Raw genomic sequence first — 327 nt, 5'->3', positions numbered from 1 at the left:
CACGCACCGCACTCGCACGCCGGATGCGGAAATCCAGATCGGCGGCCTCGCTCAGGAGCATCTCTGCCTTACTACGCAGCTCCATCCACCTGCTTCGTAGGGACGTAAGGTTTTGGAAGTCCTCAATCAGTTCCTTGCTCATACTGCCTCCTGCTTCGCACGACGCGGGAATAGCAGACGCCAGAATGACGGGTATTGATTGGCACGAGCGCTTTCCATGAGGTGTTGTTCCTCGGCCGCTTCTTGCTCAGCGTCCTCACGTTCGAGCTTTTCTTCGATCTCGCTCAGGCGCGCGAGGTCCGATTTCTTTTCCTCAAAGGGCCATGC

At 57.5% G+C, this 327-nt stretch carries 1 protein-coding gene; it reads right to left on the bottom strand.

The window, feature by feature from the left end; genetic code table 11:
* Positions 1 to 138: 138 nt before the first annotated feature.
* Positions 139 to 327, bottom strand: a 189-nt coding sequence (locus AC1RPQ_RS08250) for a hypothetical protein (RefSeq protein WP_481762303.1), incomplete at its 5' end; no start/stop codon positions are given.

The sequence above is a fragment of the Dellaglioa sp. CoH-57-MRSF-21 genome, assembly GCF_056781915.1.
The sequence above is the reverse complement of the archived record's forward strand: the minus strand, read 5'-3'. Positions and strand labels throughout refer to the sequence as shown.